The 20,562-nt window shown below is 61.2% G+C and carries 22 protein-coding genes; 13 read left to right on the forward strand and 9 right to left on the reverse strand.

Annotated features, from left to right (window positions below; all coding sequences use genetic code 11):
• Positions 1-21: 21 nt before the first annotated feature.
• Together PH605_RS21305 and PH605_RS21310 are read left to right on the forward strand one after the other, a co-directional pair.
• The gene (locus PH605_RS21305) at positions 22-1,536 is read left to right on the forward strand and encodes a UbiD family decarboxylase (protein WP_161987976.1); all 1,515 of its coding nucleotides are present in this window, start codon (positions 22-24) and stop codon (positions 1,534-1,536) included.
• Entirely contained in the window at positions 1,533-2,123 is a 591-nt protein-coding gene (locus PH605_RS21310) for a UbiX family flavin prenyltransferase (protein WP_125146443.1), read from the forward strand. The genes PH605_RS21305 and PH605_RS21310 overlap by 4 nt, the downstream gene beginning before the upstream one ends.
• A gap of 4 nt (positions 2,124-2,127) precedes the next feature.
• Here the strand turns inward: PH605_RS21310 and PH605_RS21315 are convergent, their stop codons facing one another.
• Complete coding sequence (locus PH605_RS21315; protein WP_142845980.1) at positions 2,128-2,805, reverse strand: NnrU family protein; 678 nt, start codon at positions 2,803-2,805, stop codon at positions 2,128-2,130.
• A 12-nt stretch (positions 2,806-2,817) separates the two neighbouring features.
• Complete coding sequence (locus PH605_RS21320) at positions 2,818-2,973, reverse strand: hypothetical protein (RefSeq protein WP_003504656.1); 156 nt, start codon at positions 2,971-2,973, stop codon at positions 2,818-2,820.
• A 137-nt stretch (positions 2,974-3,110) separates the two neighbouring features.
• Here PH605_RS21320 and PH605_RS21325 point away from each other — a divergent pair, with 137 nt between their 5' ends.
• The 8 genes from PH605_RS21325 (at position 3,111) to PH605_RS21360 (ending at position 9,838) form a co-directional block, all read left to right on the forward strand.
• Positions 3,111-3,644 carry a cytochrome c oxidase subunit 3 gene (locus PH605_RS21325; protein WP_065655251.1) on the forward strand — a complete coding sequence of 178 codons (534 nt, stop codon included), beginning with the start codon at positions 3,111-3,113 and terminating at the stop codon, positions 3,642-3,644.
• 4 nt (positions 3,645-3,648) lie between these two features.
• Positions 3,649-3,939 carry a hypothetical protein gene (locus tag PH605_RS21330; RefSeq protein ID WP_065655250.1) on the forward strand — a complete coding sequence of 97 codons (291 nt, stop codon included), beginning with the start codon at positions 3,649-3,651 and terminating at the stop codon, positions 3,937-3,939.
• A 166-nt stretch (positions 3,940-4,105) separates the two neighbouring features.
• Positions 4,106-4,558, forward strand: coding sequence for a c-type cytochrome (locus PH605_RS21335; protein ID WP_003520968.1), 453 nt, complete (start codon positions 4,106-4,108; stop codon positions 4,556-4,558).
• Between the two features lie 24 nt (positions 4,559-4,582).
• Complete coding sequence (locus PH605_RS21340; protein ID WP_020811069.1) at positions 4,583-5,929, forward strand: nitric-oxide reductase large subunit; 1,347 nt, start codon at positions 4,583-4,585, stop codon at positions 5,927-5,929.
• A 64-nt stretch (positions 5,930-5,993) separates the two neighbouring features.
• Positions 5,994-6,806 (forward strand): CbbQ/NirQ/NorQ/GpvN family protein, encoded by an 813-nt coding sequence (locus tag PH605_RS21345; RefSeq protein ID WP_078053324.1) that lies wholly within the window; start codon positions 5,994-5,996, stop codon positions 6,804-6,806.
• Positions 6,807-6,878: 72 nt separating this feature from the next.
• Positions 6,879-8,777 carry a nitric oxide reductase activation protein NorD gene (locus PH605_RS21350; RefSeq protein WP_142845979.1) on the forward strand — a complete coding sequence of 633 codons (1,899 nt, stop codon included), beginning with the start codon at positions 6,879-6,881 and terminating at the stop codon, positions 8,775-8,777.
• A 143-nt stretch (positions 8,778-8,920) separates the two neighbouring features.
• Positions 8,921-9,226: a DUF2249 domain-containing protein gene (locus PH605_RS21355; protein ID WP_035257647.1), complete on the forward strand. Its 306-nt coding sequence runs from the start codon at positions 8,921-8,923 to the stop codon at positions 9,224-9,226.
• 78 nt (positions 9,227-9,304) lie between these two features.
• Complete coding sequence (locus PH605_RS21360; RefSeq protein WP_142845978.1) at positions 9,305-9,838, forward strand: DUF2249 domain-containing protein; 534 nt, start codon at positions 9,305-9,307, stop codon at positions 9,836-9,838.
• Positions 9,839-9,926: 88 nt separating this feature from the next.
• Here the strand turns inward: PH605_RS21360 and PH605_RS21365 are convergent, their stop codons facing one another.
• Complete coding sequence (locus tag PH605_RS21365) at positions 9,927-11,159, reverse strand: NnrS family protein (RefSeq protein ID WP_142845977.1); 1,233 nt, start codon at positions 11,157-11,159, stop codon at positions 9,927-9,929.
• Between the two features lie 236 nt (positions 11,160-11,395).
• On the opposite strand from PH605_RS21365, the gene nirK reads away from it, so the two are divergent.
• The 3 genes from nirK to PH605_RS21380 all read left to right on the forward strand — a co-directional run bounded on the left by nirK (position 11,396) and on the right by PH605_RS21380 (position 14,413).
• Positions 11,396-12,538, forward strand: coding sequence for a copper-containing nitrite reductase (nirK, locus tag PH605_RS21370; RefSeq protein WP_142845976.1), 1,143 nt, complete (start codon positions 11,396-11,398; stop codon positions 12,536-12,538).
• 106 nt (positions 12,539-12,644) lie between these two features.
• Positions 12,645-13,562, forward strand: coding sequence for an SUMF1/EgtB/PvdO family nonheme iron enzyme (locus PH605_RS21375; RefSeq protein ID WP_142845975.1), 918 nt, complete (start codon positions 12,645-12,647; stop codon positions 13,560-13,562).
• Between the two features lie 149 nt (positions 13,563-13,711).
• Entirely contained in the window at positions 13,712-14,413 is a 702-nt protein-coding gene (locus PH605_RS21380) for a Crp/Fnr family transcriptional regulator (protein WP_065655244.1), read from the forward strand.
• A gap of 58 nt (positions 14,414-14,471) precedes the next feature.
• Here the strand turns inward: PH605_RS21380 and PH605_RS21385 are convergent, their stop codons facing one another.
• The 6 genes from PH605_RS21385 to PH605_RS21410 form a co-directional block, all read right to left on the reverse strand.
• Positions 14,472-14,867 (reverse strand): c-type cytochrome, encoded by a 396-nt coding sequence (locus PH605_RS21385; RefSeq protein ID WP_080857834.1) that lies wholly within the window; start codon positions 14,865-14,867, stop codon positions 14,472-14,474.
• Positions 14,868-14,936: 69 nt separating this feature from the next.
• Positions 14,937-15,497, reverse strand: coding sequence for a gluconate 2-dehydrogenase subunit 3 family protein (locus PH605_RS21390; protein WP_142845974.1), 561 nt, complete (start codon positions 15,495-15,497; stop codon positions 14,937-14,939).
• Complete coding sequence (locus tag PH605_RS21395) at positions 15,497-17,182, reverse strand: GMC oxidoreductase (RefSeq protein WP_142845973.1); 1,686 nt, start codon at positions 17,180-17,182, stop codon at positions 15,497-15,499. The genes PH605_RS21390 and PH605_RS21395 overlap by 1 nt, the downstream gene beginning before the upstream one ends.
• A gap of 149 nt (positions 17,183-17,331) precedes the next feature.
• A complete protein-coding gene (locus PH605_RS21400) occupies positions 17,332-18,186 on the reverse strand; it encodes a sugar phosphate isomerase/epimerase family protein (RefSeq protein ID WP_161987975.1) in 855 nt (284 codons plus the stop codon).
• 129 nt (positions 18,187-18,315) lie between these two features.
• Entirely contained in the window at positions 18,316-19,485 is a 1,170-nt protein-coding gene (locus PH605_RS21405) for a Gfo/Idh/MocA family protein (protein ID WP_142845971.1), read from the reverse strand.
• 11 nt (positions 19,486-19,496) lie between these two features.
• Entirely contained in the window at positions 19,497-20,546 is a 1,050-nt protein-coding gene (locus tag PH605_RS21410) for a sugar phosphate isomerase/epimerase family protein (RefSeq protein WP_142845970.1), read from the reverse strand.
• Between the last annotated feature and the right edge of the window lie 16 nt (positions 20,547-20,562).

The raw sequence follows: 20,562 nt of genomic DNA on the forward strand, positions 1-20,562 counted from the left end.
CGCCACCGGCAAACAGGCGGCATGAGAGACGAAGAAACAGAAACGAGACCCATCCGCACCGCCGATCTGCACGGTTTCATCCGGCTGCTGGAAGAACGTGGGCAGCTGCGGCGAATTCGCCAGCCGGTCTCGCTGGTGCACGAAATCACCGAAATCCACCGCCGCGTGCTTGCCGGTGGCGGGCCGGCGCTGCTGTTCGAGCAACCCGTCGACCATGAGGGCAAGGTGCGGGCGATACCGCTGCTTGCCAATCTGTTTGGCACGCGACGGCGCATCGAGTGGGGGCTCGGGGTGGAGACTGGCGGCCTGCCCGCACTTGGACAAACGCTCGCCGAATTGCGCGAACCACGGCCGCCGAAATCCATGGCCGAAGCGTGGGGTAAGCTACCTCTTCTGAGAGCAGCACTTTCCATGCGGCCACGAAACGTCTCGCGCGCGCCGGTGCAGGAAAGGGTACTGACGGGTGACTCAATCGACCTTGCCTGCCTGCCGGTGCAATGGTGCTGGCCGGGCGAGCCGGCCCCGCTCATCACCTGGCCGCTGGTCATCACCCGTGCGCCTGACGATCCCGACGATATCAATGTCGGCATCTATCGCATGCAGGTGCTGGGGCCGGACAGGGTGATCATGCGCTGGCTGGCGCATCGCGGCGGCGCGCATCACCACCGGCTGTGGCAGGCGCGCGGGCTGGATATGCCCGTTACCGTCGCCATTGGGGCCGATCCCGCCACCATTCTTTCCGCCGTGATGCCGCTTCCCGACCATATCAGCGAGCTTGGCTTCTCCGGCCTGCTGCGCGGCTCGAAAAGCCGCATTGCCAGAGCCTTGACCGTGCCGATGCCGGTGCCGGCCAATGCCGAGATCGTGCTGGAAGGCACCGTTTCGGCAACGGAAACGGCACTCGAAGGCCCCTATGGCGACCATACCGGCTATTATAATTCGGTCGAATCCTTCCCGGTCATGACGCTCTCGGCCATCACCATGCGTCGCGATCCGATCTATCTTTCCACCTATACCGGCCGGCCGCCGGATGAGCCTTCTGTTCTCGGCGAAGCCATGCTCGAGATTTTCCTGCCGCTCGTGAAAAAGCAGTTTACGGAAATCGTCGATCTGTGGATGCCGCCGGAGGCCTGTTCCTACCGCGTCATGGTCGCCTCCATCGACAAGCGTTATCCCGGCCAGGCAAAGCGGGTGATGATGGGGCTCTGGTCGATGCTGCCGCAGTTTAGCTATGTGAAGCTCATCATTCTGGTCGATCCCGACATCAATGTGCGCAACTGGGCAGATGTCATCTGGGCGCTCTCCACCCGTTTTGATGCTTCGCGCGATGCAACGATCATCAACGATACGCCAATCGACTATCTCGACTTCGCCTCTCCTAAAGCCGGCCTCGGCGGCAAGATGGGGCTGGACGCCACCCGCAAGCTGCCGCCGGAAACGGAGCGCGAATGGGGCCGCGTGCTATCCATGACGCCTGACGTGATCGCAAAGGTGGATCTTATGTGGCGCGATCTCGGCCTTGGAGAACGGCCATGATCCCGTGCCGCGTCGTGGTCGGCGTCACCGGCGCTTCGGGTGCCGGCATTGCGTTGCGCATCGTCGAGCTCCTTGCCGGGATGAAAAGCGTCGAAATCCATCTCGTCCTGTCGCAATCCGCCAGACGCACCGTGTTGCACGAGGAAGGGGCGCAAGCCATGGGGCGGATGTTTTCGCTCGCCAGCGTCAATCATGCCGTCGACGATATCGGCGCTGCGATTGCCAGCGGCTCTTTCCCGACGGCCGGCATGATCGTCGCCCCCTGCTCCATGCGCACACTTGCGGCCATTGCAACCGGGCTTTCGGACAATCTCCTCACCCGCGCCGCCGATGTGCATTTGAAAGAACGTCGGAAACTTGTGCTGATGACGCGCGAGACGCCGCTGCATATCATCCATCTGCGCAACATGTGCACGGTGACGGAGGCAGGTGCGATCGTCATGCCGCCGGTGCCGGCCTTTTATAACAGGCCGCAAAGCGTCGACGATATTGTCGACCAGCTCGCCGCCCGCGCCATCGACCAGCTCGGCATCGCTTCCGCGCCGCAGGCGCCGATATGGCAGCCGCAAGTGGTGAAGACGTCGTGAGCCATCAAAGATAGGCCATGGGGTCCGCGCCAAAGAGCGCGGCATGGCCGCCGGCCAGCAGCCACCACACCGTCAACCCTGTCAGCGCTGCGGCTAACAGCATCGGCCCATCCACGGCTATGCGGGTTTTGCCGGAAAGGATCGCCGCGAAGGGAACCACAGCGCTTCCGGCAGCCGCCAAGTTCCATGCATTACCCAGTCTTTTCCGCGCGCGTTTTTCGGTCACCGCCATTCCGCCGAGCGAAAACAGTGCAAAGCCGCCGAACAGGATGACGGAGCGCAGATCGCCATTCGGCACGACATGCCCCAACGACCAGCATAGAAAGCCGACGAGTACCGGGTGCCGCGTGATGCGCACGATTGCCCCCGGTCTATCTCCCTTCCGCACGGAAATGGAAAGCGGATTGACGCTGAGGAGGCCGGCCAGCACGAAAAACAGGCCAATCGGCGCTGCCAGAAAGGTGACATGCGCCTGCCAGGGCGCGACGTCCCAGAGCGGAATATACTCGACCGACAGCGCGGCATAAAATACCCAGCCCAGCGTCAGAAGCGAGACGGCGGAATAGGCCCCGAAATAGGCGGGCCTGCCGATGCCCGCGATCAGCCGGCCGCGCACGGCAGGTACGGCGGGAATGGAATGCAGCGCCACGAAAAGCGAAAGAGCGGCGACAAGTTCAAGCATGCGACTGTCTTCTCACTGGTTCAGGAACAGCACCGAAGCAATGGCCACGGAGGCAAGCACGGCGGAAACTGCACCCATGCGCTGCAACACACCCATACGGTACAACAGCACCGCAAAGCCAATGATAACAGGGGTTGCGACAATCAGCCCGACCTGCGCGTCGTTCATGGGAAGCTCCATTTTCCAGAGTTGCGCTTTGTCATGACAATAGGACTTTGCACGCTCCCTTCTTTGACCGACCGCAAAGAAGCGGGGTTTGAGGACGCCTAAGCGTGGCTTGCTGTTTTACAATTACGGACAAGGCAATGGCGATAAATACGGAAGAGGAAAGCGGAAACCTGCTTTTGTGGATTCTGGTCTGGAGCGAACTTGCCGCTTTCGGCGCGCTGACAGGCGCATTCATCATCGCCTTTGCCCTCAATCCCGAGGCCTTCGCCGCCGCGCGCCAACATCTGCAGCCGCAGCTTGCCGGTCTCAATACGCTGATTTTGCTGGCGAGCGGCTGGCAGGCGGCCGTTGCGGCCAGCCGCTACACCGCGCTGGCGGGCAAAAGACGGGCACTTGTGCTTGCCGGCCTGCTGGGCTTCGCTTTCGTCGGTGTAAAACTCCATGAATATTCCACCGAAATCGCCTTCGCCTCCGATCCCGCCTATGGCGCTTTCTTTGAGCTTTATTTCCTGCTCACCGGCTTCCACCTGCTGCATGTCGTCTTCGTGGCGATCCTGCTGTTCATCGTCGCCTGCTGGCCCAAAAACGAGAACATCACGCTGGTGACGAAGCTGTGGCATGTCATCGATCTCGTCTGGATCGTCATTTTTCCTGTTATTTATCTGGTTTGACATCATGATCCACCGCACCTCCCGCCAGCTTGCAAGAAGCTTCGCCATGCTCGCCATTCTCGTTCTTGCCGGTACGGCCGTCGTGACATCGTGGAAAGCGGCGCTTCTGCCGCCGGTCGCCGCCGCCTGCCTGATGCTGCTTTTCGCGCTCCTGAAATCCAGACGCATCATCGACGATTTTCTGGGTTTTGGCGAAAAGCGAGGCCTGCTGCGCACAGCACTTCTGGCATGGCCGGCCATCTTTGCCGCCGCGGCCCTGTTGCGGGCGTTCCTGCAGGGCATTTTGTCGCTCTGAAAAGGCGGACCACACCACCTCTCCACTTGTTTGCCAAAAGGCAAAGAACGCCGGCGGCCAGCGGCTAGAAAGGGGCGAGACCCTAAGCCTGCCGGCAAATTCCGGCGCGAGGGTTCGATCAAGCCAGTCCGCATAAGCGGTCTTCCGGATGGAAAGGACCATTGGCATGGCAGAACGCCTGACCAAAACAGGAGCGCGAAACGTCTTTTACGGCGGCTCCATCTTCTTCTTCGCCATATTCGTCGGGCTGACGGCCCATAGCCATTATTACATGCGCACCACCTCGACGGATGAAAGCACGCTGACGGAAAGCGTCGCGCGCGGCAAACATGTGTGGGAGAAAAACTCCTGCATCAACTGTCACACGCTGCTCGGCGAAGGCGCCTATTTCGCGCCCGAACTGGGCAATGTCTGGAAGCGCTATGGCGGCGTTGAAGACAAGGAGGCGGCGCGCGATTCCATCAAGGCGTGGATGGCCGCCCAGCCCACCGGCATCGAAGGCCGCCGCCAGATGCCGCAGTTCAATCTCACCGAACAGGAACTCGATGATCTGGTCGACTTCCTCGAATGGACGAGCCGGATCAAGACACAGAACTGGCCGCCGAACGATGCGGGTTGAGGCTGACGGCAAGGAGATGACGAGATGAAATACCAGACGCAAAAAGTCGCCATGCTGTATTTTTACGGCGCAATCGGGCTGTTCGTGGCGCAGATCCTGTTCGGCGTCGTCGCCGCCACGATCTACGTGCTGCCCAATACGCTTTCCGAGCTTCTGCCCTTCAACATCGTGCGCATGATCCACACCAATGCACTTGTCGTGTGGCTGTTGATGGGTTTCATGGGCTCGACCTTCTATCTTCTGCCGGAAGAAACGGAAACCGAGCTTTACAGCCCCAAACTCGCCATCGCGCAGTTCTGGATCTTCCTGGTGGCCGCCGCGGTTGCCGTGGTCGGATATATGTTCCGCATCCACGAAGGCCGCGAATTCCTCGAACAGCCCTTTGCGATCAAGGTCGGCATCGTGCTTGTCGTACTGATGTTCCTGTTCAACATCACCATGACGGCGCTGAAGGGCCGCAAGACCACCGTTATCAACATCCTGCTCTTCGGCCTCTGGGGTCTGGCGATCTTCTTCCTCTTCGCCTTCTACAACCCCATGAACCTGGCGCTCGACAAGATGTACTGGTGGTACGTCATCCATCTGTGGGTGGAAGGCGTGTGGGAACTGATCATGGCCTCGATCCTCGCCTTCCTGATGATCAAGCTCAACGGCATCGACCGCGAAGTGGTGGAAAAATGGCTCTATGTCATCGTCGGCCTTGCCCTCTTCTCGGGCATTCTCGGCACCGGCCACCACTATTACTGGATCGGCGCACCGGGTTACTGGCAGTGGATCGGTTCGCTGTTCTCGACGCTGGAAGTGGCCCCCTTCTTCACCATGGTCATCTTCACCTTCGTCATGACCTGGAAGGCCGGCCGCAAGCATGAGAACCGCGCAGCGCTTCTGTGGTCGATCGGCTGCTCGGTCATGGCCTTCTTCGGCGCCGGCGTCTGGGGTTTCCTGCACACGCTGTCTTCGGTGAACTATTACAGCCACGGCACGCAGCTCACCGCCGCCCACGGCCACCTCGCCTTCTTCGGCGCTTATGTGATGCTGAACCTTGCCATGATGGCCTATGCCGTGCCGGAAATGAAGAAACGCGCGCCCTACAACCAGTGGCTTTCGATGACGAGCTTCTGGGTCATGTGCACGGCCATGTCGGTCATGACCTTCGCGCTGACCTTTGCCGGCGTGGTGCAGATCCAGCTTCAGCGGGTCATGGGCGAAAGCTTCATGGATGTGCAGGACCAGCTGGCGATCTTCTACTGGATCCGCCTCGGCTCCGGTTTCGCAGTTCTCATTTCGGCAATCATGTTCATCTGGGCAGTTCTGGTGCCGGGCAAGCAGAAACAGGGCGACGTCGCCCGCCTCGTGCAGCCCGCCGAATGAGAAACGGACCGGCTCTCCTTTTCCCCCGGAGAGCCGGTCCTTACCATCAACCATGGAGATGACCATGAATACGATTTTCCGCCCCGCGCCGCAGCCTTTGCCGGACGCGCCGTTTTACACCCCGCTTGGCAATGAATGCACGCTGTTCGAAAGCGCCTGGGTGCGGCAATTGCCGCTGCTGCTGAAAGGTCCGACAGGTTGCGGCAAGACCCGTTTCGTCAGCCATATGGCAGCGAAACTCGGCCTGCCGCTTTCCACCGTTTCATGCCATGACGATCTTGCCGCCGCTGATCTGACCGGCCGTTACCTGCTGAAAGGCGGCGAAACCGTGTGGATGGACGGCCCGCTGACACGATCCGTGCGCCAGGGCGGCATATGTTACCTCGACGAGATCGTCGAGGCGCGCAAGGATGTGGCTGTCGTGCTGCATCCGCTCACCGACGACCGCCGTATCCTGCCGCTGGAGCGCACCGGCGAGGTTCTGGAAGCGCCCTCCGGCTTCATGCTCGTCGTGTCCTATAATCCCGGCTATCAGAACCTTTTAAAGAGCCTGAAACCCAGCACCCGCCAGCGCTTCGTCGCCATTGAATTCGATTTTCTGCCGAAGGAGCAGGAGATTGCCGTCGTTTCGCATGAAAGCGGGCTGGATGCGCGCGATGTCGAGCCGCTCGTCGATCTCGCCCACCGGCTGCGCGGCCTGAAAGGCCACGATCTGGAAGAAGGCGTCTCCACCCGCCTGCTCGTTTATTGCGCCAGCCTCATCGATACCGGCCTTCCCGCCCGTCAGGCCGTGCGCGCGGCGATGATCGAACCGCTGACCGACGAGCCGGATGTGAAGGCCGCGCTGCACGAAGTCGCGGATGCGGTCATCCGATAAGGCGCATTTATATCCATATCTGAATGCGCGGTATTACCCGCGCATTCCGGCTCGATGCCATGAGGATAAACCATGCTGGATTTTCTGGAACTGGAAGAAACCGTCGGCCGCGCCTGGCACAGGCTGATCGGCGAAACCGGCACATGGCTGCGCTTCCCGGATCATGCCGTGAAGCTGGAAGACATGCAGGCCGTGCTGGCCATATGTTTCCGCGGTTTTGGCGGTGAACACGCGGTGCAGATCGCCCCGGCGCGCGCCCGCACCTCCACACACCGGCTGAGGCTTCGCCAGCGCATGGGTCTCGGCGAAGAAAAGCTTGCCCAGCCCGGCCGCGATCATGCCACGCTGATGCTGCCCCCGGTGCTCGATCTGTTTCCCGACCCGCGCCTCAACCGCGATCTTTATCTCTGGCTCGCTGCCGCCATGGCGTTGATGCCGCTTGAACCAGTCATGGCTGCCGACCCGTTGCGCAACGATCTTGCCCGGCTCAACCGCGCCGCGGAACTGGCCGAGACCGTAACCCGTACTTTTCCCGGCATGAAGACCCGCTATCGCCGGCTTTGCGCCGCCATGCTCGCGGTGCGGCAGAAGCGGCCGCTGCCGCAGGCGGAACAGCAGGTGGAACAGCGGGTGCTTTCCATGCTGGCCGATGCGGCAGGGATCGAAGGCTATCCGCCGCCCGTCGGTATTCTAGCCAAAGCGCCGCCGCGTTATCTGCCGATGCTGCCTGTTCCGCTCTGGCCGGACACGCTGCTGCGCGAAACATCCGAGGCCAGGCAAAGCGAAGACCAGCCGGCGGCGAGCGCAGCACCACAGGGGGCGGAAGCGGCCCGTCATATCGCCGTGCGTGAAAAGGCGGAGAACCGGCAGACGGAACGCAGCCCCTTCATCCTCAACCGTTTCGAAAAAATCCTCGCCATGGCGGAGATGGTCAATGTCGACCGTCCCGGGGACGACAGCGACGATGCCGATGGCAGTGCAGCCGACGAGCTGGATGACATGACGCTGGGTGAAAGAAAAGGGCGGCCTTCCGCCCGCTTCCGCTTCGATCTGGACCTGCCGCCCGAAGCACTGAACCATACCGCGCTGACGGCAGAGCTCACCTATCCCGAATGGGATTATCGCAGCAGCAGCTATCTCGCCGATCATTGCCGGGTCATCGCCGGTCCGGCGAAAGACGCGGAGACGGCACCGGAACCCGACCCGCACACCAAAAGCCTCATCCGCCGGGTCAGGCGGCAATTCGAGGTGCTGAGACCGCGCCACGAGATGCTGCGCGCCCAGCTTGACGGCAACGATCTCGATCTTGACGCCGTGGTTCGCGCCAGAAGCGATATCGCCGCCGGCGGACAGGGCAGCGACCGCCTCCATATGGCCAGTCGCCCGCAGGCGCATGATCTTGCCGTAACGATCCTCGTTGACGTATCACTGTCGACCGATGCCTGGTTCGACAATCGCCGGGTTCTCGATGTGGAAAAGGAAGCGCTGCTGGTGCTTGCCCACGGGCTTTCCGCCTGCGGTGACAGTCACTCCATCCTGACCTTCACCTCCCGTCGCCGTTCCTGGGTGCGGGTGGAAACGGTGAAGGATTTCGAGGAGCCGATGGGCCGCGCTGTCGAGCGGCGCATCGCGGCGCTGAAACCCGGTTTCTACACCCGCATCGGCCCCGCCATCCGCCATGCCAGCGCCAAACTGCATGAGAGGCCGGAGCGCCGCAAGCTGCTTCTGCTGCTGACGGACGGGAAGCCGAACGATGTCGACCACTATGAGGGCCGCTTCGCCATCGAGGACAGCCGCCGCGCGGTCTCCGAGGCGCGGCGCTCGGGCGTCAGCGTCTTCGGCGTAACGGTCGACAGCAAGGCGCAATCTTATATTCCGGCCATGTTCGGCCAGAACGGTTATGCCATCGTCAACAGGATCGCCAAGTTGCCCTCGGCGCTGCCGGCAATCTATCGCAGCCTTGCCGGCTGATTGTCGCGCAGACGGACCTGACGAATCTCAGGTTTGTTTGCGCGGCGACAATGTCTCCAGACCGCCCGGCGCATAGGTTTTTCCAGTCCGCCGGCCGGCCGCACCGCCGGACATCATTCCATCCGCGGCCGTGGAGCCAGCCTATGTCCGAAGCCCAAACCGCAACCAATATCGATGTGCGCATCATTCCGCATCGCGAACGTCATCCGCGCATTTTCGGTGCGCTCGGCGCGTTGACCGAGGGTCAATCGCTGCAGATCACCAGCGATCACGATCCCCGTCCGCTGCTTTACCAGCTCGCCACAAATTTCCCCGGCCAGTTCGGCTGGGAATATCTCGAACAGGGCCCGGAAGTCTGGCGCCTCGATATCGGCCGGCTTGAAGAACAGGCCGAAGGTTCCGAGGACGATATGTCCGGCTGCGAATGCTGCTGCGGATCCGAACATTGACCCCTGCCCCGGCGATGTGGTGAAAAGACCTCTGGCGGCCGGCCCTTGCCGCCGCCAGCCGACAGATGAGGTGATGCAATGACGGAAATGATCAGGGAACTCGATGTCCGGCCGCTTTTGCTGAGCGGCGGCGAGCCCTTTCCGGCCATCATGGAAGCCGTGGCCGGACTTGCGCCGGGTGAGGCGCTGCGATTATACGCCACCTTCCGGCCCGTTCCGCTGTTCAAGGTGATGGCCGAGCGCGGTTTCGACCATCAGGTGAGGGAAATCGGCGGCGGCGACTGGGAAGTGCTGTTTACGCCGCAATCCACTGAAGTGGAGCAGATTTCCGTGTCGCCGGCGCTTGCGGGCAATGCTGAGGAGCCGCAGATATGGCCCGATCCGGTCATTTATCTCGATCTAAGCGACGAAACGGCCGAAGGCCAGGCGAGCCGCACGCTTACAGCACTCGACCGCCTTCCGCCCGGCGCCGTGATCTTCGTGCTGATGCCGCAGGAGCCGACCTTTCTTTACCCGGAGCTTCTGGCCCGGGGCCATCAATGGGCCGGCAATTTCGACGAGGCGCGCACCGCGTTTCGCATCTTCATCCGCGCCGGTGCCGGCGCGCATTAAGCCGGATACAAATCCCTCGATAACGAAACGCCCCGGAAATTGCTTCCGGGGCGTTTCGTTTTTTTTGGCCTCATCGCAACAAAGCAATCTAGGCTTTCAGCGGTTTGCGCTCGCGCATCAGGATCGGCCCATATTCAACGCAGAAGAGACCGAAACCCACGATCCAGAAGAGCGCCGAGCAAGCGTAGAGATGCATCATCGCGCCGGGGAAGAACTCGGCTGCCGGTCTCAGCAGCGCGCAGGCGATCAGCGCGACATAAGCGGCGATGGTGACCCTGCTGGCCGCGAGCTTGCGCCCGGTATGGCCAAGGCTCGCTCTTGTCATCACCGCAAGCATCATGCAGCCGATGACGCCCACGGTGAAGACATGCAGGACGGAACGCGTGTCCATGACGTCAAGAGCCGCCAGCGCCATGGTAATGAAACCGGCGGGAATGAAGGCATAGGCGACATGCAGCACCACCAGCACCTGCTCTGGCCATGTCGTCCAGCCGCGCCAGCGGATAAGACGCACGGCGTGCATGAAAGCCGCCAGAAGCGCCGTTGGCACTGCCACGATGCTTTCGGGCTCTATTGTCCAGACGGCCAGCGCCGCGATACCGATGAGGATGGCTGCGGTGTCGAAACCGTTATAGGGGACTGGAAAATCCGTGCGGCCAAAACGGTTCAGCCAGTTGCGGGTAAAACTCGGCACGATGCGTCCGCCGACGATGATGACAAGCACGGTGTAGGCCGAGACCGCAAGGCGGGTCGCGATCTGGCTATGATCGCCCCCAATCGCTGCAACGTGGAATACGATGTTGGCGACGGAAAGCGCCAGCAGCCCGCCCAGCACCTTCAGGTCCTTCCATTTGCGCCCGGCAATGACCTCACGCGCGCAGATCGCCAGAAGCGCCGGCAGGAAAAGCCCGTCCACGGCTGCGGCGGTGACCAGGCCCACCGTGCCCGGCACAAGCAGGAAAAGCCGGCCGGCGCACCAGAGCGCAAACAGCCACACCAGCGGTTTGCCCGATACCGGCAGCCGCCCCGTCCAGTTCGGCACAGCGGTCAGAAGAAAGCCCGCCAGCACTGCCGAAGCGAAACCGAACAGCATCTCATGGGCATGCCAGTTCGGTGCGCCATAATCCCCGCCGAGGTCGATGAAGCCCGAAAGGGCTGCGATCCACAACACCATCGCCACGATGGCCCAGAGGGCGCCGCCGAGGAAAAACGGCCGGAAGCCGTAAGAAAAGATAACCGGGCCGGTGCGCGCCAGCCCTCTTGGAATGCCGCCCTTTGGCCGGCTGCGCCCTTGGGTGAGAACGGTTTCGCTGCCACTCATTATAATGCTCCTTGCTTGGTCTTGACATATGTCTAGACGCAAGCCCGTCCGGCTTCTTTGCGAACAGGCAAAGAGGCGGTGCGACGCTTCCTCACCGGCCTTCAGCCGCCTGCCAAAATGTCGCAGGGTGCCGAAAGCGAAGTTTGCTCCATCTCAAATTGTATTTCCGCCCCTCCGCTACAAATGCGGTGACAGAGCGAAACATGCTCTGCCCCAAGAGGGATAGGAGAAGAATGATGACGGAAACCTTCCACATCACACGGCGTAATATTCTCGCAGGCGCAGCATTTGCAGGGGCTATAGCTCCCGTCATCATGCCATCGGCAGCGAGCGCGGCAGAGGAAAAGAAGGCCGCAGCCAAGCCATTGACGAGCGCGGAGATTGCAGCGCTACCTCGCGTAAAGGTTGATCTCGTCAAACCGCCCTTCGTGCACGCCCACACGCAGAAAGCCGAAGGTGGACCGAAGATCGTCGAGTTCACGCTCACGATCAAAGAGCAGAAGATGGTCCTTGACGACAAGGGCACCGAGGTCCACGCTATGACCTTCAACGGTTCGGTTCCCGGGCCTCTGATGGTGGTGCATCAGGACGACTATGTCGAACTGACCCTCATCAATCCCGATAGCAACGAGCTGCAGCACAATATCGATTTCCACTCGGCCACCGGCGCGCTCGGCGGCGGCGGGCTCACCATCGTCAACCCCGGTGAAAAAGCGATCCTGCGCTTCAAGGCCACCAAGGCCGGCGTCTTTGTCTATCACTGCGCACCTCCCGGCATGGTGCCCTGGCACGTCACCTCGGGCATGAATGGCGCGATCATGGTGTTGCCGCGAGAGGGCCTGACGGACGGCCACGGCAAGGAGCTTGTTTATGACAAGGTCTATTATGTCGGCGAGCAGGACTTCTATGTGCCGCGGGATGAGAACGGCAATTTCAAGAAATATGAAAGCGCCGGCGACGCCATGGCCGACACGCTGGAGGTGATGCGCAAGCTGACGCCGAGCCACATCGTCTTCAACGGCGCAGTCGGCGCCCTGACCGGGGAACACGCCCTTCAGGCCGCCGTTGGCGAGAAGGTGCTGATCGTCCATTCGCAGGCGAACCGTGATACCCGCCCGCACCTCATCGGCGGCCATGGCGATTATGTCTGGGCGACGGGCAAGTTCCGCAACCCGCCGGATCTTGACCAGGAAACCTGGTTCATCCCCGGCGGCACGGCGGGCGCGGCCTTCTATACCTTCGAGCAGCCCGGCATCTACGCCTATGTCAACCACAACCTCATCGAAGCCTTCGAACTGGGCGCGGCCGCCCACTTCAAGGTGACGGGTGAGTGGAACAACAACCTGATGCAGGCGGTGCTTGCCCCATCGAGCATCTGACGCAAACCGGAGCGCGCCGCCAGCAGGTGCGGCGCGCTCCCCCTTCTGCTATGCGGCCTGAAAGCAGGCCCGAACTCTGGCGTCTTCTCGACGCAGGCAGGTTCCCATGGGCATTCCCGGCAACAGCCACTTCCCAAATGTCGTCTCGCTTCTTCTCCCGCTCTCGCTTGCCACGCTGCTGGCAACGGCCATCGGTTTCCAGTCCGGGATCATCCGCAGCGGCGCCGATCCACGCGCCGCCATGATCGCTCCGCAGGTCGTCACCGTGCCCGCGGGACATTTCACCTATCGGGCGGAGGGCGAATATTTCCGAAACGGTTATGCCGTCGATGGCCCGATGATCGACGTGACGATGCGGCAAAATCTGACGATCATGAAATATCAGGTATCGAGCGCGGATTATGCACGCTGCGTGGCGGAAGGCGGCTGCCAGCAGCCGGAACCCGGCTTTGCAGCGCCGGTCGGTGGTGCGATACCGGCAACCGGCATCAGCCAGGACGACGCCCGCGCCTATGCAAAGTGGCTGAGCGAGCGGACAGGCGAGGTCTGGCGCCTGCCGAGTGACGCTGAACTGGCCTTCGCCGCCGGGTCGCTTTTCCCGGATGAGACGCTCGGTGTGGCTGCGGACACTGAAAACCCCGCTTTGCGCTGGCTGGCGGATTACGAGCGGCAGACCAGCCGCAAGGCCTCGGGCAATCCCGTTCCGCAATCCTATGGCAGCTTCGGCGAAAACGAATATGGCCTTGCTGATTTCGGCGGCAATGTCTGGGAATGGACCTCGAGTTGCAGCCGCCGCGTGACACTCGGCAAGGATGGCGAGGTAGTCGATACCGTCGCCTCCTGCGGCATTCCCGTCGCCTCGGGAAAACACCGGGCGGCGATGAGCGCCTTCGTCAAGAACCCGAAGAGCGGCGGCTGCGCCGTCGGCGTGCCGCCGGATAATCTGGGTTTCCGGCTGGTGAAGGATACGCGCTGGTATGCGCCGCTTCTCGAAAAGCTTGGCGCAACCGCTCTGTTTTCTTGATAATCGTCAATAAAAACAATCGGTTGATTCATATCATTTGATCTTCTTCAGCCCGTGATAGTGCTGTATTGTGAGGATACAGAAGAGGCCGACACCCGGGTGCCCATTGCGGGAACCAGGGCGGCGGCCAATCACCGGAGAGGGTGCAAGTGAAGATTGACCGAAGCGTCATCCGGTCGCTGGCCTTGTTTGCCAAGATGGCCGACGATGAGCTGGACGGGCTGCTGACCCACGCCACATCCCGGCTGGTGCCGCCGGGCGAAGCCATTTTCGAGCAGGGGCAGCCGGCCACGCATTTCTTCCTGCTCATTCACGGCCGCCTGAAGGTGACGCAGGTGACCCATGATGGCCAGCAGATCATCGTGCGGGTGGTGCATCCCGGCGATCTCTTCGGTTTTGCCCGGGCGCTGCAAAGGTTGGATTATCCCGGCACCGCCACGACGGCTGCCGAAAGCGTCATACTCTCCTGGCAGACGGACCTCTGGCCGCAATTCGTCGAACAGAACCCGCATCTTGCCGTTTCCGCCATGCAGACCATCGGCCAGCGTCTCGAGGAAGCCCATACACGTATCCGCGAAATGTCGACGCAGGAAGTGGAGCGCCGGGTGGCCCACGCGGTGCTGCGCCTCTCCCAGCAGGCGGGGCGCAAGGAGCTGGACGGTATCCGCATCGACTTTCCAATCTCGCGACAGGATATAGCCGAAATGACCGGCACGACACTGCACACCGTTTCCCGCATCCTCAGCAGTTGGGAGAGTAAGGGGCTGGTGCAGGGCGGACGGCAGAAGCTTCTGGTCTGCAATCTGCCGGGCCTCGCGCAGCTGGCGGAGGGCGAAGTGAGCCAGGTGTAGCGCGCAGGCGCCTGACCTTCGCCAGGAGTTTTACCTCCACCGAGCAGCCGCGCTGCTCTCACTCAGCCGGCTTCGAAGCGGCGCTTTCGATATAGGCGATGAGATTGTCCAGATCTTCCGGCTTGCTGATGCCGGCCAGCGCCATCTTGTTGCCGGGTATTTTCTTTTTGGGCGCGCTCAGGAAATCCCGCAATTCTTCCGGTGTCCAGACGAGACCGTCCTCGCCCGCTTTTTTCATCGCAGCCGAATAAGTATAGTCAGGCACGCCGCCCGCTGCACGGCCGATGATACCGTTAAGCTGCGGGCCGACCCTGTTTTTCGCACCCTCGCCTATGGCGTGGCAGGCGGAACAGCGCTTGAAGACCGCCTCCCCCTTGGCAACATCGCCCTCCGAAAGAGCGGGAACGGTGCTTGCGGTCAGCATAGCCGCCGCGATGATTACTGTCTTGCGCATCGTGTCATCCTTGTCTTGCCGCTTGAGTGTGGCCCGTCTGCAAATGCGGACGGGCCAACGGTTCTCTCTTCAGGTCGTGCCCCAGGCGGGCGTGCCCTTCTTGTAGGGAACGCGATCTTCGAAACCGCCGGGAATTTCGTCGTAGACGAGAACTTCCGTGGCCCCGATCTTCGAGGTGAAGAAGCCGAGCAGCGTCAGTTGCTTGACCAGCGTGAAGGCGTGCGGCTTTGCCGGCGTCTGTTCCGCCTTGGCCTGCTTGTCCAGCGCGGCAAGCAGCGCCTGCCGCTGTTCCGGCGTCAGCTCCAGAAAGCCCTTCTTGTGTTCGGCCTGACTGCGCTTCTCGATGTCGGAAATCGCCGAAAGGAAAAGTGTCCGCTGTTCGTCGGTATAACAATCGGCCGCATAGACGGCCATGAATGCTCCCACTTCAGCATCCTTTGCGCCCGGCGTGGAGGTGCGGGGAATAATGGTTTCCGCCACCTCGTCCAGAAAGCGGATTTCTTCGGCGGTGAAGACGTGGGTAGCGCCGGCGGGCTTGGTGGCGTTTTCAGCAGCCGTGAGGACATCCGCGCCGATCAGCGGAAGGCCGGTGGCAATGGCTATCAGTTTCAGCAGTTCGCGTCTGTTCATCACAGGTTCCCCTTCTTGCGTTCGGAAACGGCAAAATCGGCGGCACGCGCCGTCAGCGCCATATAGGTCAGAGACGGGTTGACGCAGGAGGCCGAGGTCATGCAGGCGCCGTCCGTCACAAAGACATTGGGCGCATCCCAGACCTGGTTGTTGCCGTTGAGGACGGAGGTTTTCGGGTCGCGCCCCATGCGGGCCGTTCCCATTTCGTGAATGCCCATGCCCGGCGCATAGCTGCCCCGCGATGGTTTGACGTTCTTGATGCCGACCGCCTCGAACATTTCGACGGCGTCATTGACCATGTCTTCGCGCATGTCGAGTTCGTTCTGCTTCATCTCGACATTCATGGAGAGGACCGGAAGGCCCCACTTGTCCTTCTTGTCATGATCGAGCTTCACGCGGTTGTCGTGATAGGGAAGCATTTCGCCGAAGGCGGTCATGCCGATGGTCCAGCCGCCCGGATCGGTCAGTGCCTCCTTGTAGTCGGCGCCGATATTGAGTTCGGCGATCTCCCGCTCCCAGCGCGAACGGCTGGCGGAGCCCTGATACCCGAAACCGCGCAGATATTTACGCTTGTCGTCACCGGTATTGCGGAAACGTGGAATGTAGAAGCCCGCCGGACGGCGGCCCTTGAAATAGAAGTCCTCGAAACCTTCCACCTGACCTGTCGCGCCCATGCGGAAATGGTGGTCCATCACGTTATGGCCGAGCTCGCCGGAGCTGCTGCCGAGACCGCCTTCCCAGACATCGGTGGCCGAGTTCATCAGCACCCATGTCGAGTTCAGCGTCGAGGCATTGAGGAAGATGATGTCGGCGGTGTATTCGTAGGTCAGGTTGGTTTCGGCATCGATGATCTCGACGCCGCGCGCCTTTTTCTTGTCCTTGTCGTAGAGGATTTCCTTGACGATGGAGAAAGGCCTGAGCGTCAGATTGCCGGTGGCGACCGCCGCAGGCAGGGTCGAGGCCTGCGTGCTGAAATAGCCGCCGAAGGGACAGCCCAACCGACACTTGTTGCGGAACTGACAGCGCGTGCGCTCCTGATCGGGAAGTTCCTGGGTGATGTTGGCGCAGCGCGAATTGATGAGGTGGCGCGTGCCCTTGAACGCCTTCTTCAGCCGGCTGGCCACATCCTGCTCGACGAAATTGAGCGGAATGGGCGGCAGGAATTCGCCATCAGGGAGAATTTCCAGCCCCTCGCGGCTGCCGGAAATGCCTGCGAAGCGCTCGACATAGTCATACCAGGGAGAAACGTCTTCATAGCGGATTGGCCAATCAACGGCGATGCCTTCTTTCGCATTGGCCTCGAAATCGGTCTGCGACCAGCGATAGGTCTGGCGGCCCCAGAGCAACGAGCGACCGCCGACATGATAACCGCGGAACCAGTCGAAGCGCTTTTCTTCGACATAAGGCGTTTCCTGCTCATCGGCCCACATGCCGAGCGTTGCTTCTTCCAGCAGGTAATCGCGGCTGAGAACGGGGTATTTCGCCTTCATCTCCTGCGTTGCGCGGTTGCGATGGGGGTAATCCCAAGCTTCCTTCTCGGCATTCTGATAGTCGGTTATGTGCTCGATATTACGGCCGCGCTCCAGCATCAGGACCTTCAGGCCCTTTTGCGTAAGTTCCTTTGCGGCCCAGCCTCCACTGATGCCCGAGCCGACAACAATCGCATCATAATGATTGTTTGCCATGATAACTCCTCCGATGTGAGCTTGGAAAAAACGACAGGACAAAGCGCTTCCCGTCGCGGCGCGGCGGAAAATGGTCATGCGTCTGTCGAACCTCATGCTCCCCGCCGAAACCGGCCGCCGGGGAGCGGTTCTGGTTTTACTTGCAGTGTTTACTGAACGGTCGGCAGGTGTTCATTGAGGAACGCGTTGCCCTTGGTCACCACCGCTTCGGCATCGAGCGGAAGGTCGTGCTCAAGGATGAACCATTTTGCGCCGGCATGTTTGGCCGCCGGCAGGATCGTTTTCCAGTCGAGAACGCCGGTGCCGAGTGTGGCGAAGCCGCGCTCGTTTTCCGCCGTGCCGGCCGGTGCATTGTCCTTGGCGTGGATGGCGAAAACCTTGCCCTTCAACGTGCCGAGGAATTCGGCCGGATCATTGCCGCTGCGCGCCACCCAGGCGACATCGACTTCGGCCTGCAGTTTCGGGCCGGCGGCATCGAGCAGCAGCTCAAGCGCCGTCTTGCCATCGAATTTGACCATCTCGAAGTCGTGGTTGTGATAGGCCATGGAGAGGCCTGCTGCGGAAAGCTTGTCCGCGTAACCGCCAAGCTCCTTGCCGAAGGCGGTCCAGCCGGCAGCGTCCTTCGGGCGGTCTTCCGGCTTCAGGAAAGGCACGGTTACGACCGGGTTGCCGACAGCCTTCTGCTCGGTGATGACCGCATCGAGATTGCCGCGCAGCTTGTCGATCGGCACATGCGAGGAAATGACCTTGATCTTGTGCTTTTCCAGCAATGTGTTCAGTTCGCCGGCGCTGACCTTCTGCATATCCACCGTTTCCACGGCGGAGACGCCGGCGCGGTTGAGAATGGCAAGCTGTTCTTCCAGCGTTCCGGAATTGCGCAGCGTGTACATCTGCGCCGCAATCGGCAGCACCTTGCTGTCATCGGCAAAAACCGGATTTGCGAAACCGGCCGCCAGTCCAACGACGAATGCCATGCCAGCGAATTTTGACTTGAACGTTTTCAAACGCGTAACTCCCTTTCCGTTTGATCAATGTGACGACACGCGTGCCCTCGCCTTTCCCGGCCGTCTGGCCGGGTCATGTCGGGCACCGCCTCCTGTGCCCTGCGTCGTCCGTGCCCGATATTGGGCGAGCTAGATGTCGATCCCGACCCAGGACGAGGTCCGACTGGACCGGACGGCCGCATCGATGAATGCGAGACCCGCAAGGCCGTCCTCTATGCCGGGATAAATCACATCCCCGGCGGCCGTTTTTCCCTCCCTCTTTGCGATGATTGCATCTGCGGCTTCGCGGTAGATCGTCGCAAAACCCTCGAGATATCCTTCCGGGTGCCCCGATGGCACACGGCTGACGCGGTTGGCGGCATCGCCTGCACCCGCGCCATTGCGGGTGATCAGCCGCTTCGGCTCGCCATAAGGCGTGAACCACAGCTCATCCGGCACCCGGTGGTGCCATTCAAGCCCGCCCTTGTCGCCATAGACCCTGAGCGACAGGGCGTTTTCGTTGCCAACCGCGATCTGGCTCGCCCAGAGCATGCCTTTTGCGCCGCTTGCATAACGAAGCAGAATATTGGCGCTATCATCCAGCTGTCGGCCCGGAACGAACGACGTCAGATCGGCATAAAGGCTTGTCGGGATTTCACCCGTCACAAAGGCGGCGGCGTTGAAGGCATGAGTGCCGATATCGCCGATTGCACCGCCTGCGCCGGAACGGCTGGGGTCCGTGCGCCATTCCGCACCCTTTGCGCCTGTCTTTTCAACGGCTTCGGTCAGCCAGTCCTGCGCATATTCGGCCTGAACGTGGCGCAGCTTGCCGATATCGCCGTTTGCGATCATCTCGCGCATCTGCCGCAACATCGCGTAGCCGGTGTAATTATGCGTCAGGACGAACAGGCTGTCGGATGCCCTGACGATCTCGGCCAGTGCCTTCGCTTCCTCCAGCGTCGCAGTAACCGGCTTGTCGCAGATGACGTGGATGCCGGCGTCGAGAAAGGCCTTGGAGGGGGCAAAATGCAGATGGTTCGGCGTGACGATAGCGACCGCCTCGATGCCGTCCTCCCGACCAGCCTCGGCCGCCGCCATGTCCTCGAATGAAGCATAGGACCGCTCCGGCGCAATGCCGAGCAGGGTCGCCGAAGCGGCAGCACGTGCCGGGTCGGAGGAAAGCGCACCGGCCACCAGCTCGTAACGGTCATCCAGCCGGGCCGCGATGCGGTGCACAGCACCGATAAAGGCGCCCTGACCACCACCGACCATGCCGAGACGGATACGGCGGCTATCGAATTTCTTTGTAGCGGAGGACATGGCTATCCCTTTCAAAGTCCGAGAAGGCGGCGATTGGCGGCATCATCGATGCCACTCTTGGCGAAATCGTCGAAAGCCCGTTCGGTCACGCGGATGATATGGTTTTCAATGAAGCCGGCACCTTCGCGCGCGCCGTCTTCCGGATGCTTCAGCGCGCATTCCCATTCCAGCACCGCCCAGCCGTCGAAATCATATTGGGTGAGCTTGGAAAACACCGCGCCGAAATCGACATGCCCATCGCCCAGCGAACGGAAACGTCCCGGCCGGTCGACCCAGCCTTGATAGCCGCCATAAACGCCGGAACGGCCGGTCGGATTAAACTCGGCATCCTTGACGTGGAAGGCTTGGATACGCTCATGGTAGATGTCGATAAAATCCAGATAATCCATCGCCTGAAGGACGAAGTGGGAGGGATCGTAGAGGATGTTGGCGCGCGGGTGATTGCCGGTGGCTGCAAGAAAGCGCTCGAAGGTAATGCCGTCGTGCAAATCCTCACCGGGATGCAGTTCGTAGCAGAGATCGATGCCATTCTCCTCGAAGACATCGAGAATGGGTGTCCAGCGCTTGCCCAGTTCGGCAAAGGCCATTTCGACAAGACCAGCCGGACGCTGCGGCCAGGGGTAAACGAAGGGCCAGGCGAGTGCGCCGGAGAAACTGGCGTGGCTTTTGAGGCCGAGATGCTGCGAGGCTTTCGCCGCGTATTTTAGCTGGTTGACCGCCCATTCCTGCCGCGCCTGCGGTTTGCCGCGCAGTTCAGCGGGCGCAAAACCGTCGAACATTTCATCATAAACGGGATGAACGGCGACGAGCTGGCCCTGAATATGGGTCGAAAGCTCGGTGATCTCGATACCCATTTCCGCCAGACGGCCCTTGATATCGTCGCAATAGGTCTTGGATGCAGCGGCCTTTTCCAGATCGAAGAGTTTGGGATCGGTCGGCACCTGAATGCCCTTGTAACCCAGCGAAGCCGCCCATTGGCCGAGATTGTCGAGCGTGTCGAAAGGGGCCTCGTCTCCGGCAAATTGCGCGAGGAAAATCGCCGGGCCTTTGATCGTCTTCATGTCCTTACACTCCTTG

The organism is Agrobacterium sp. CFBP 3001 (assembly GCF_027871605.1).
Taxonomy (GTDB): Bacteria; Pseudomonadota; Alphaproteobacteria; order Rhizobiales; family Rhizobiaceae; genus Agrobacterium; species Agrobacterium leguminum.

Coding starts and splice junctions, on each gene's coding strand:
- PH605_RS21305 (WP_161987976.1), top strand. CDS start 22: ATGAGAGACGAAGAAACAGAAACGAGACCCATCCGCACCGCCGATCTG.
- PH605_RS21310 (WP_125146443.1), top strand. CDS start 1,533: ATGATCCCGTGCCGCGTCGTGGTCGGCGTCACCGGCGCTTCGGGTGCC.
- PH605_RS21315 (WP_142845980.1), bottom strand. CDS start 2,805: ATGCTTGAACTTGTCGCCGCTCTTTCGCTTTTCGTGGCGCTGCATTCC.
- PH605_RS21320 (WP_003504656.1), bottom strand. CDS start 2,973: ATGAACGACGCGCAGGTCGGGCTGATTGTCGCAACCCCTGTTATCATT.
- PH605_RS21325 (WP_065655251.1), top strand. CDS start 3,111: ATGGCGATAAATACGGAAGAGGAAAGCGGAAACCTGCTTTTGTGGATT.
- PH605_RS21330 (WP_065655250.1), top strand. CDS start 3,649: ATGATCCACCGCACCTCCCGCCAGCTTGCAAGAAGCTTCGCCATGCTC.
- PH605_RS21335 (WP_003520968.1), top strand. CDS start 4,106: ATGGCAGAACGCCTGACCAAAACAGGAGCGCGAAACGTCTTTTACGGC.
- PH605_RS21340 (WP_020811069.1), top strand. CDS start 4,583: ATGAAATACCAGACGCAAAAAGTCGCCATGCTGTATTTTTACGGCGCA.
- PH605_RS21345 (WP_078053324.1), top strand. CDS start 5,994: ATGAATACGATTTTCCGCCCCGCGCCGCAGCCTTTGCCGGACGCGCCG.
- PH605_RS21350 (WP_142845979.1), top strand. CDS start 6,879: ATGCTGGATTTTCTGGAACTGGAAGAAACCGTCGGCCGCGCCTGGCAC.
- PH605_RS21355 (WP_035257647.1), top strand. CDS start 8,921: ATGTCCGAAGCCCAAACCGCAACCAATATCGATGTGCGCATCATTCCG.
- PH605_RS21360 (WP_142845978.1), top strand. CDS start 9,305: ATGACGGAAATGATCAGGGAACTCGATGTCCGGCCGCTTTTGCTGAGC.
- PH605_RS21365 (WP_142845977.1), bottom strand. CDS start 11,159: ATGAGTGGCAGCGAAACCGTTCTCACCCAAGGGCGCAGCCGGCCAAAG.
- nirK (WP_142845976.1), top strand. CDS start 11,396: ATGACGGAAACCTTCCACATCACACGGCGTAATATTCTCGCAGGCGCA.
- PH605_RS21375 (WP_142845975.1), top strand. CDS start 12,645: ATGGGCATTCCCGGCAACAGCCACTTCCCAAATGTCGTCTCGCTTCTT.
- PH605_RS21385 (WP_080857834.1), bottom strand. CDS start 14,867: ATGCGCAAGACAGTAATCATCGCGGCGGCTATGCTGACCGCAAGCACC.
- PH605_RS21390 (WP_142845974.1), bottom strand. CDS start 15,497: ATGAACAGACGCGAACTGCTGAAACTGATAGCCATTGCCACCGGCCTT.
- PH605_RS21395 (WP_142845973.1), bottom strand. CDS start 17,182: ATGGCAAACAATCATTATGATGCGATTGTTGTCGGCTCGGGCATCAGT.
- PH605_RS21405 (WP_142845971.1), bottom strand. CDS start 19,485: ATGTCCTCCGCTACAAAGAAATTCGATAGCCGCCGTATCCGTCTCGGC.
- PH605_RS21410 (WP_142845970.1), bottom strand. CDS start 20,546: ATGAAGACGATCAAAGGCCCGGCGATTTTCCTCGCGCAATTTGCCGGA.